Origin of the sequence: Xanthocytophaga agilis (assembly GCF_030068605.1) — a bacterium.
Classification (GTDB): domain Bacteria; phylum Bacteroidota; class Bacteroidia; order Cytophagales; family 172606-1; genus Xanthocytophaga; species Xanthocytophaga agilis.
Genome location: NZ_JASJOU010000020.1, coordinates 171,803 through 183,173, shown reverse-complemented (window position 1 = coordinate 183,173; position 11,371 = coordinate 171,803). Strand labels below are relative to the sequence as shown.

The following is an 11,371-nucleotide window of genomic DNA, read 5'->3' as shown; positions in this document are numbered from 1 at the left end:
TTTCTATCTGACCTCTTTCTATCTGACCTCTTTCTATCTGACCTCTTTCTATCTGACCTCTTTCTATCTGACCTCTTTCTATCTGACCTCTTTCTATCTGACCTCTTTCTATCTGACCTCTTTCTATCTGACCTCTTTCCTTAGAGCTAGGTTTATCGTCTTTTGCCAGTAATGTATCTGTCTGAATATTCTTATTTTGTGAAACCAGATTTCCATTTCCAGATCCACTCAACCATATATAGGCACCAGTACTAATTAATAATAACAACAGAGCTAATAGTCCCCAACGCTTCCATTTTCCATTTCCATTGGAAGATCCATTGTCGAGTTTTTTTTCCATGCGCAGCCAGGCTTCCGGATCAAACGGAATATCTATCTCTTCAGCAGACTTTCTGAAGAGATCATCCAATTCATTATCGGGCATCTCATTCATACTTGTCATAGCCTCTCTGCTTTAACATATTTCTTAAGTGTTCTCTGGCACGAGCTAAATTGGATTTGGATGTTCCGATAGAAATATCCAGTTGCTCAGCTATCTCCTCGTGCGAGTAGCCGTCAATCACATACAGATTGAATACCATCCGGTAAGCCGGTGATAACAGTTGTACAAGTTTAATTAATTCTTCATGTTGTAACTCATCAACCACTGTTTCACTAACTGATGCGTTTTCTACTAACGTTACATCTTCGTGAAAATAATGTTTTACCTCCTGGCGATAAAAATCCAGGGCTGTATTGATCATAATGCGCCTCAGCCAACCTTTAAATGATTTTTCCGGATCGTATTTTTCTGTCTTGGTAAACACCTTCATGAAACCATCATTGAGTACTTCAATAGCTTCATCTTTTGTTCGTGTATACCGCATACACACACTCATAGCATACCCATAGAACTGCCGATATAGCAATTCCTGGCTCTTGCGGTTGCCATTGCGGCATCCCTGCAATAAAGCCTCCAGTTCAGTTAAGGTTGCGGAGTTGGCGATCATAATCGAATTCAGACACAGCACGGAAGATTTTCGCAAACGGTTGCGTCACTTTTTTATTTTTTTTCCAAGAAAAAGCACATATAAGTATAAGTCACTGTCTAACAAGCAATTAAATCATTTATTTTTTTATACTTTTTTTGCCAGAGATAGGCTTATCCCTAATTAGATAGATACCATTTGCAGCTATTGACAACATAAGTACTTCTCTACTACTATGACGGATAAGATTTTAATTCCAGTCAATCCGAAAACCAGCCCTGTTCGTTTGTGCCAATCATTGATACGTCATATCTGATCAGGTTCAATTTCTTTTCGATGAAGCATAGAACATAATCGACTATATTGGCATGCTAACTGATTAATTTACAGTATGTAGAAGAACATAGAAACAGGATAATTCTGAACTACCCCTTTCGCATTATATATTGATTTTTGTGGCGCAGAATGATACTTATATGTAGTTTCACTTTTCAGGTATTCAACTTTACATCAACACTTACCAAACCATTCATGTTATACCATTTGAAGTTACATTTACTGTTGATCACTTTATGGACCACCTTTTTTTCCAATGCACAAAGCTCCTCTACTCTTCCTGTTAAAACCTATGTTCTAAAACCAGAACGAGTCTTTGACGGCAAAGAAGTAAAGACTGGTTGGATAGTCCTTGTTCAGGGAAATAAGATCATTGCAGCAGGAAAGCCAGCAGATATACAACTACCAGCCAATGCGGAAACAATCAATTTGCCTGCTATGACTTTGCTACCCGGTCTGATTGAGGGACATTCCCATTTGTTTCTGCATCCTTATAATGAAACATCCTGGGATGATCAGGTACTGAAAGAATCTCACGCTGAACGTACAGCCAGAGCAGTAGTTCATGCAAATAAAACATTACTGGCAGGAATTACTACCGTTCGAGACTTGGGCACAGAAGGAGCTGAGTATGATGATGTAGGATTAAAACAGGCTATCGAGAAAGGTATAATTCCTGGTCCGAGAATGCTGGTAGCCGGACGCGCTATTGTGGCTACAGGTAGTTATGGTCCTAAAGGATTTGCTACTCATGTCCTAGTCCCCCAAGGAGCACAGGAAGCTTCAGGTGCTGAAGATCTGGTTCGGGTAGTACGTGAACAAATTGGTAAAGGAGCTGATATCGTCAAAGTCTATGCAGACTATCGCTGGGGTATGCGGGGTGAAGCAATGCCAACATTCACAGAAGCAGAACTACGACTGGCGGTAGAAACAGCGGCTAGTAGTGGTCGGGTTGTAGTGGCACATGCCAGTACAGCAGAAGGCATGCGTCGGGCTATACAGGCTGGTATCCGGACTATTGAACATGGAGATAACGGCAATCCTGAAATTTTTAAGTTGATGGCACAGAAAGATGTAGCCCTCTGTCCTACTCTGGCGGCCGGAGATGCTATTTTGCAATACAGAGGATGGAAAAAAGGAACAGATCCTGAACCAACTCGTATTCAGCAAAAAAAACAAAGCTTTAAACAAGCCATGGAAGCTAGAGTCACCATTGTGATGGGTGGTGATGTAGGTGTATTTAGTCATGGAGATAATGTTCGTGAAATGGAACTGATGGCTGAATATGGCATGAAACCACTGGATGTATTACGATCAGCGACATCGGTTAATGCACGCGTGTTTGAGTTGTCACATCTGGGAGCTATCCAACCTGAATTTCTGGCAGATCTGATTGCTGTAGAAGGTGATCCGACCAAAGATATGACCTCTCTTCGCAAAGTTACCTTTGTGATGAAAGATGGAATAATTTATAAGAAGCCTTAAAATTGTTTTATAGCCTGACAATTCCAAAACATCTTTTAAATTGCATCCATATTTTCAACGTTTGTGACTTTACGTCATGTATACCTCCTTAAAATCTATGTCTTTCAAAAAATCATTTCTTTTATTTTTTGTGCTATCCGTTTCGCTATCGGTTACAGCACAGGAAGTAAATACCCCAACTGACCTGACCGAGTGGGTAAATCCACTTATGGGTACGCAATCAACCTTTAATCTTTCCAATGGAAACACCTATCCATCTATTTCACTTCCTTGGGGTATGAACTGCTGGATGCCACAAACAGGAAAGATGGGTGATGGCTGGGCTTATACCTATACCTCTACTCATATACGAGGATTTAAACAAACCCACCAGCCTTCACCCTGGATCAATGACTATGGTCAGTTTTCCATAATGCCGGTAACAAAGCATGTCTTTGATGAAGAGAAACGCAGTAGCTGGTTCTCTCACAAATCAGAGATCGCCAAGCCTTATTATTATAGTGTGTATCTGGCAGACCATGACGTTACCACAGAGATCGTTCCTACTGAGCGAGCTGCGATGTTCCAGATGACATTCCCTTCATCAGATTCTTCATTTGTGATTATTGATGCATTTGACAAAGGTTCCTATATAAAGATTCTTCCCAATGAGAAGAAAATAATTGGTTACACAACCAAAAACAGTGGTGGAGTACCTGCCAATTTCAAAAATTACTTTGTATTGTATTTCGATACGCCTTTTACATCCAGCAATACCTGGCATGGAAAAACGCTTGCCAAAGATACTCTGGAATACAAAGCCAATCACGTAGGTGCCATGATTGGTTTTAAAACCAAAAAAGGTCAGAAGATTCGGGTCCGTGTAGCTTCTTCGTTTATCAGTCCAGAACAAGCAGAGCTTAACCTGCAACGTGAGTTAGGTAACGACGATTTTAATACGCTTCAACAGAAAGCGAAAGCTATCTGGAACCAACAACTTTCCCGTCTGGAAGTAGAAGGTGGTAGTCCTGAACAAGTTCGTACATTTTATTCTTGCCTGTACCGAATTATGTTGTTCCCTCGCAAGTTTCATGAAGTAGATGCACAGAACAAAACGGTTCACTATAGCCCTTACAACGGTCAGATTGCAGACGGCTACTTATATACAGACAATGGATTCTGGGATACTTTCCGTGCGGTATTCCCATTCTTTACACTGATGTATCCGGAACTAAACAGCCAGATTATGCAGGGGCTGGTTAATACCTATAAGGAAAGTGGCTGGTTGCCTGAATGGGCTAGTCCCGGACACCGTGATTGTATGATTGGTTCCAACTCAGCATCCCTTATTGCCGACTCTTATCTGAAAGGAATTCGTGGATATGATATCCAGACATTGTATGAGGCAGTTCTGAAAAACAGCGAACAGGAAGGGCCATTGTCATCTGTAGGAAGAAAAGGGGTTTCGTATTATAACAAGTTGGGCTATGTGCCTTATAATGTTGGCATTAATGAAAATGCAGCCCGTACACTGGAGTATGCCTACGCAGATTTTACCATTTCTCAGCTTGCTCAGGCGTTGCAGAAACCCAAAGCTGATGTGCAGAAGTTTACAAAACGTGCACAAAACTACCGCAACCTGTTTGATCCACAAACCAAGCTGATGCGTGGTAAAAATCAGGATGGTAAGTTTCAACAACCCTTCAATCCATTCAAATGGGGTGATGCATTTACAGAAGGCAACAGCTGGCACTATACATGGAGCGTGTTCCATGATGTACAAGGACTGATTGGGTTGATGGGTGGACAAAAAACATTTGTATCCATGCTAGACTCTGTATTTACTATGCCTCCTGTATTTGATGATAGCTACTATGGATTCCCAATCCATGAAATCCGGGAAATGCAAATTATGAACATGGGGCAATATGCACATGGTAACCAACCTATCCAGCACATGGTTTATCTGTACAACTATGCAGGTGCCGGTTGGAAAGCACAAAGCCGTTTGCGTGAAATAATGAACAAAATGTATAAACCAACTCCGGACGGCTATTGTGGTGATGAAGACAACGGTCAGACATCTGCCTGGTATGTATTCTCAGCGATGGGCTTCTATCCTGTTTGTCCGGGTACACAGGAGTATGTATTGGGAAGTCCATTGTTCCGCAAGGTAAGTATGCACCTGGAAAATGGAAAAACCTTTACTATTGAAGCACCTGGCAACAATGATAACAATGTATACATTCAAAATTGCCAGTTAAATGGACAGGAATATAATAACACATTTATCAAACACAGTGACATTCTGCAGGGTGGCACACTGAAGCTTGATATGTCTAATACTCCTAATCAACAAAGAGGAACTAAGCCAGAGCAACTTCCATTCTCCGTATCTGCCAAGAAATAAGTTCTTTCATAACTGAATCAATTATATATAACATTCTGTCGGGCATATTTAATTGCTTGGCAGAATGTTACTGTTTCTAACCTCATTATCCATATCCACTTTTAAATATCTATGAAACCACAGCCTAATGAGTATCCTCAAAGTGAGTATACCAGTCGTTACATCAATCTGGTTCCGGAAGATAATGCTATTGATATACTAAGACAGAAAGAAGTATGGCAATTGGTACATACTCTTTCGGAAGAAGAGAGCACTTATCGTTATGCAGAAGGCAAATGGAGTATAAAGGAAATGCTTGGACATATGATTGATACAGAACGTATTTTCACCTATCGTGTTCTATGTATAGCCCGGGGTGAAAAACAACCGTTGCCTGGATTTGATGAAAATTTGTATGCAGAAACAGCTCACTTTGACAGTCGTACCCTCGTTAGCCTACTGGCAGAATACTCCGCTGTCAGAGATGCTAACCTGTTTCTTTTTGACAATCTGGATGAAACTGCTCTTTTACAGATTGGCAATGCCAATGGCAAAGAACTTTCTGTACGTGCTATTCTCTATATGATCGCAGGCCATGAACGTCATCATATCAATATTTTAAAAGAACGTTATCTGAAAATACAGTAGATTTATCCAATACCTCACGCAACCAGAAAAGTATAGCACCCCTATTTATGCAAGTCTTTACCTCCATACACTCATTACGAGATTACCTGTTCCAGAACCGTCAGCAGAATAAAACCATAGGATTTGTACCCACTATGGGGGCACTACATGAAGGACATCTCTCTTTAATTAAACGTTGTAAAGAAGATAATGACTTGGCAGTGTGTAGTATTTATGTAAATCCTACTCAGTTTAACAATCCGGAAGATCTGAAAAAATACCCACGCACTCCGGAAGCGGATCAGCAACTCTTACAGGATGCAGGTTGTGACGTGCTTTTTATGCCAGCAGATACAGAAATGTATCCGGCACCTGTGAATCTCAAAATGGATTTTGGCAATCTGGAGACAGTACTGGAAGGTAAATTTCGTCCGGGACATTTCAATGGCGTGGGCATTGTTGTTTCCAAGTTATTTCATATGGTACAACCAGATGCGGCTTACTTTGGACAAAAAGATCTGCAGCAATGCCTGGTAATTCGCAGGCTGATTCAGGATTTATCGTTTCCTGTTCGGTTGCTTATATGCCCAACCATGCGTGAATCAGATGGATTGGCCATGTCATCCCGTAACAGAAGGCTTAGCTCTGCCCAACGTACAGTAGCTCCCCTATTGTATCAGGCGCTGGAAATGGCACATGCTATGCTGGATAACGATGGAACTATAGAACTTGCGAAGAAAACAGTAGCCCTTCATCTAACCAAGAGCGATGAAGTAGAACTGGAATATTTTGAAGTAGTGAATACGGATGATCTATCCTCATTTATAGAAGGCAAAGTACAGGCACCTTATGCACTTTGTATTGCAGCCTTTGTAGGAGGTGTACGACTTATTGATAACATTCTTGTAGAATAAGATCTCTTTCAAATCCGATTCATTTCTCTTTAAAGTCAGCAACAGGATTTTCTTAACTCGTTCGCTATTCATGATTTCACCTCTTATAAAAGCCTTTATATTTGATATGGATGGTACGTTGATTCACAACATGGAATACCATCAGTTAGCTTTTTTTGAATTTCTGAAAAGACATACTATATCTATAACAGAAGCCGAGTACGAGCAGAAAAATAAAGGGACTATTACTGAGATTATCCCACGTTTTTTTGGTGATCACCTATCTCATGAACAAATCACTGAATTAGGTGAGGAAAAAGAAACCCTTTACCGTGAAATGTATCGCCCCCACCTGAAACCCATTGAAGGTTTGATTGAGTTTCTGGAAGAAGCTAAAAACAAGGGTATACGCATTGCTCTTGCGACTATGGGAGATCAGAAAAATGTACAGTTCACGCTGGCAGGCTTGCGAATCCAGCACTATTTTGATGCTATTGTCAGTGGTGAAGAGGTAAAACAAGGTAAACCTCACCCTGAAGTATTTCAAAGTGCAGCAGCCAAATTGTCAGTATCTCCGGACCATTGTCTTGCCTTTGAAGATTCTGTTTCAGGAATTACCGCTGCACTAGCGGCCAATATGCAGGTAGTAGGCATTGCCACTACACATACTCCAGAAGAATTGCGCGCCTTATTTCAGCTTCCAACTATAATAAAAACCTATACAGAACTCCACTGGTAACTTTTCTTATTAAAAGATTGTTAGACACAGGATGGCAGGTAATTCCCGCATATAAATCCCGTCAGAGAAGCAAAGTGATTGCTGCACGGTTTTTGTAACTCATTGTAAAGGCAATCCTTACATGCAAGGGTGGATTGCCAATAATTTTCATACCTTTGCGCCGCTTTACAAGGAAAGCGTCAACATATAACAACAATGTTTATCAACATTCTAAAATCCAAAATCCATAGGGTTAAGGTTACAGAAGCGAACCTGAATTATGTAGGTAGCATTACCATTGATGAAGATCTGCTGGATGCCGCCAATATGATTGAAAACGAGAAAGTACTCATTGTAAATAACAACAATGGCGAACGCTTCGAAACATATATCATTAAGGGAGAGAGAGGCAGCGGAAAGATTTGCCTGAATGGTGCGGCAGCCCGACGAGTACAAGTTGGTGATATCCTCATCATTATTTCCTTTGCAATGATGGAGTTTGAAGAAGCCAAAAAATTCAAACCCTTTGTTGTCTTCCCTGATGATAACAATAAGCTTGTTAGTTAACACACGAAAATATTCTGATCGAAAAGCCCTGTATGTATAATTATTCAGGGCTTTTTTCTTGTAATACTGTCTATTAAAATTATCCTATTATAAGCTCCACCCACTCCTTCTATGAGAAGATAGATCCTTATCCTCACTAAAAAAATACCAATTCATCTCAGTTTTATTTTATGTTGTATTATTTTCACAAAAATTAAATAAACATTTAAGTTAAATAATCATTTAATTAATAAATGATTTGTACATTTGTGCTGTTATATATCCAGTAACTCTCGGACACCATGGATAAAAAAGAAATTATTTTACAAGCCGCAGAAGAACTTTTCGCAGAAAAAGGATTTGACGCAACCTCCGTAAAGGATCTTTCTCAACGTGCTAATGTCAACGTAGCGATGATCTCCTATTATTTCGGATCAAAAGAAAAGCTACTTGAAACCTTGATCGAAAATAAAAGCAATGATTTATATACCAGTCTGCAAAATCTGAATAGCCAGAACAAAGACCCTTTTGCCAAACTGGAATCACTCATTGATATTTACATTGAGCGGATTTTTAACAACAGCAATTATTTTCTGATCACTCAAAGAGAGCTGTTTTTGAAGCAACGAGGTGGCACACATGAAGCAATTATGCGCATCCATGCTAAAAATGTGGAAGAAATCCGAAAACTACTTGATGAGGGACAAAAACAAAAGCTCTTTCGGAAAGTAGATACAGATCTGCTGATGGCTACTATCTCCGGAACTATTTTCAATGTGAAGAAGAAGGAATACTTCACACAGGACACTACACTACCTCTGGAAGAAACAGAAGCAGCGACTAACAAAGTTAAGAAGCAAGTAAAGAAACATCTGTACGAAATGCTCAGAGCCTATCTGGAGATTAAGTAATTACCTTTAAAACCATATGAGACTAAAAAATCAAAATTGTTTATTACCCATCCTCTTGTTGTTATGTATGCCACTGGTTACTACAGCACAACAGACCAAACCTTTGTCATTGGAGGAAGCACTTACGCTGGGAGTATCCAACAGTAAGTCTTTGAAATTATCCAAAGCTAAAATTGAAGAAGTAACAGCTCAGCAAAAAATAACCAAAGAACAACGATTACCTCAGGCAAAGGCAAGCATTATGTATAATCATGCATTTATGCTTACCAATCAGTTTCAATTAAGTCCAGGAGCAGAACCGTTTGTATTGCCACGTAATGCAGATGTGTATCTGGGAACAGCCTCTGTTAATCAGGTTATCTATTCTGGAAATAAGCACAAATATGCAGATGAATCAGCAGCTCTTTTAACCAAGATTGCAGAACTGGATGTAACCAGACAGGAAAACGAAATCAAGCTGGCAGTGATTCAACTCTACTTCAATCTGTATAAAATCAAACAGAGTCAGAAAGTCATCCAGCAGAATTTTCAGGATATTGACGAGAAAATAATTGAAACGGAGAAGTTTGTAAAACAGGGTCTGGCAACCGAGAATGATGTATTACGCTGGAAACTACAACGTTCCAACATTGAGATCAGCAATCTTGATCTGACTACCAGTCAGAAGACAGTAAGCTATCATTTAGGCTTGCTACTGGGTCTGACTGACGATAATCTGATTGAAGTAGATACATCTTTAAATCTGTTAGCAACAAGCAGTTCTTTCCAGGATTATGTCAATCAAAGTCTGAGCAACCGTAAGGAGGTAACTATTGCAGATTATCAGAATCAACATAGCAGATTAAATATCAAGTCTATACAAAGTAGTAAGTATCCAACATTAGCCGCTGGAGCAGCCTTGTATCATATTAACCCAAATGCCAATCCAATACCTAAAGCCAATTCAACCATCACTCCATTGACCGTTGGTCTCACGCTGAGTTATGATATTGCTTCATTGTATACTACAAAAGCAAAAATCAGTCAGGCTGAAGCCAGTGAGAAACAGACTACAATAGCTAAAACAGTAACAGAGGACAACATTCGTACAGAAGTAAAACAAAGTTATGAAGGCTATGTCCAGGCTCGTGAAAAAATCAAATTGCTTGAAGTTGCTACAGAGCAGGCAACAGAAAATTACCGGATTACAAATTCCAAATATAAGAACAATGTAGCCTCTACTACTGATCGTATTGATGCGGAAACATTGTTATTTCAGGCAAAAATCAACCTTGAATTAGCCAAAGCAGACGCTGTTGTTGCCTACTACACATTGTTGAAATCTGCTGGAATGTTGCCTTAAACTAATGCTCAAAGGCTATTAGAGGAATAGCTTAATAAAACAGGAGAGTCAATAACCCTACTTTACAATACAAAATTATGTCAGAGAAAAAATCAAAAAACTTTGCATTACCCATTATTTTAGGCATTGTTATTCTATCAGCCGGAGCATACGGCTTTACAAAATATACTCACTCACTCCATTATGTAGATACAGATGATGCACAATTGGATGGAGATATTGTACCTGTAGTAGCAAAGGTAGGCGGTTATGTAAACAGTGTATTGTTTGAAGATAACCAGAAAGTTTCCAAAGATCAGTTACTAGTAAAAATAGAAGATACCGATTATCTGATCAAAGTGCGTCAGGCAGATGCCTCTTTACAATCGGTAATGGCGAATGTAGGTGTATCCAAATCTACTGTAGTATCTACACAAGCTGGCATTGCTACAGCTAAATCAGCTATTGAAGCTGCTAACATACGCCTGTGGAAAGCAAACCAGGATTATACCCGTTATAAAAACCTGTATGATGACAAAGTGGTTACTGCTCAGCAGTTTGATGCCATAAAGGCTGAAAAAGATGCTGCTGAAGCACAATTAGCATCTGCCAAAAGTCAATATGATGTAGCCTCCAAACAAGTAGGTACCTCTGTATCTCAGGTAAGTGCAGCATCCAGTAACATTGCCCTTCGTCAGGCAGATCTGGATTTTGCCAAACTACAACTTTCCTATACCAGTGTAAGCGCTCCTGTTTCAGGAACTGTTGCCAAGAAAAATATTCAGCCAGGTCAGTTGGTGCAGGCAGGTCAGAGTTTGTTTGTAGTAGTAAATGACAGCAGCATTTATGTAACAGCCAACTTCAAAGAGACACAATTAAAGAAAATGAAGCCAGGTAATCCTGTCACCATTGTGGTCGATGCCTATCCAGATGAACCAATAGCGGGTGAAGTAGCTAGTTTTTCTCCTGCAACAGGTGCTAAGTTTTCATTATTGCCTCCAGACAATGCAACTGGAAACTTCGTAAAAGTTGTACAACGTGTTCCAGTTCGTATCAAACTGAAGGCAGATAAAGCTATGCGTGAAAAGCTGCACCCAGGTATGAGTGTAACAGCAGAAGTGAAAATAGATTAACACTTTCTTCAAGGATAATAATGGAATAGTCAATGAGGATAGTCCTGATGATATCCATTAACTAC

General features: G+C 39.8%; 10 protein-coding genes and 1 pseudogene. 9 read left to right on the top strand and 2 right to left on the bottom strand.

Translation table 11 applies throughout. The features are described from left to right. Positions 1-442 (bottom strand): annotated as a pseudogene (locus QNI22_RS36265) (hypothetical protein); the annotation flags it as partial. Next, positions 426-989, bottom strand: coding sequence for an RNA polymerase sigma factor (locus tag QNI22_RS36260; RefSeq protein ID WP_314519026.1), 564 nt, complete (start codon positions 987-989; stop codon positions 426-428). The pseudogene QNI22_RS36265 and the gene QNI22_RS36260, both read right to left, overlap by 17 nt. Before the next feature lie 522 nt (positions 990-1,511). Between QNI22_RS36260 and QNI22_RS36255 the strand changes: the two genes are divergently transcribed. The 9 genes from QNI22_RS36255 to QNI22_RS36215 all read left to right on the top strand — a co-directional run bounded on the left by QNI22_RS36255 (position 1,512) and on the right by QNI22_RS36215 (position 11,306). Then, positions 1,512-2,789, top strand: coding sequence for a metal-dependent hydrolase family protein (locus QNI22_RS36255; RefSeq protein ID WP_314519024.1), 1,278 nt, complete (start codon positions 1,512-1,514; stop codon positions 2,787-2,789). 97 nt (positions 2,790-2,886) lie between these two features. Then, positions 2,887-5,178, top strand: a complete 2,292-nt coding sequence (locus QNI22_RS36250; RefSeq protein WP_314519022.1) for a GH92 family glycosyl hydrolase — start codon at positions 2,887-2,889, stop codon at positions 5,176-5,178. A 111-nt stretch (positions 5,179-5,289) separates the two neighbouring features. Further along, the gene (locus tag QNI22_RS36245; RefSeq protein WP_314519020.1) at positions 5,290-5,805 is read left to right on the top strand and encodes a DinB family protein; all 516 of its coding nucleotides are present in this window, start codon (positions 5,290-5,292) and stop codon (positions 5,803-5,805) included. Positions 5,806-5,852: 47 nt separating this feature from the next. After that, positions 5,853-6,698, top strand: a complete 846-nt coding sequence (panC, locus tag QNI22_RS36240) for a pantoate--beta-alanine ligase (protein ID WP_314519018.1) — start codon at positions 5,853-5,855, stop codon at positions 6,696-6,698. Between the two features lie 70 nt (positions 6,699-6,768). Further along, on the top strand, positions 6,769-7,416 hold the full coding sequence (locus tag QNI22_RS36235; RefSeq protein WP_314519017.1) for an HAD family hydrolase: 648 nt from the start codon (positions 6,769-6,771) through the stop codon (positions 7,414-7,416). A 195-nt stretch (positions 7,417-7,611) separates the two neighbouring features. Beyond that, positions 7,612-7,962, top strand: coding sequence for an aspartate 1-decarboxylase (gene panD, locus QNI22_RS36230; RefSeq protein ID WP_313977651.1), 351 nt, complete (start codon positions 7,612-7,614; stop codon positions 7,960-7,962). 281 nt (positions 7,963-8,243) lie between these two features. Continuing rightward, complete coding sequence (locus tag QNI22_RS36225) at positions 8,244-8,852, top strand: TetR/AcrR family transcriptional regulator (protein ID WP_314519015.1); 609 nt, start codon at positions 8,244-8,246, stop codon at positions 8,850-8,852. Between the two features lie 16 nt (positions 8,853-8,868). Beyond that, entirely contained in the window at positions 8,869-10,194 is a 1,326-nt protein-coding gene (locus tag QNI22_RS36220; protein ID WP_314519013.1) for a TolC family protein, read from the top strand. A 77-nt stretch (positions 10,195-10,271) separates the two neighbouring features. After that, entirely contained in the window at positions 10,272-11,306 is a 1,035-nt protein-coding gene (locus QNI22_RS36215) for an HlyD family secretion protein (protein ID WP_313977657.1), read from the top strand. Positions 11,307-11,371 lie beyond the last annotated feature (65 nt).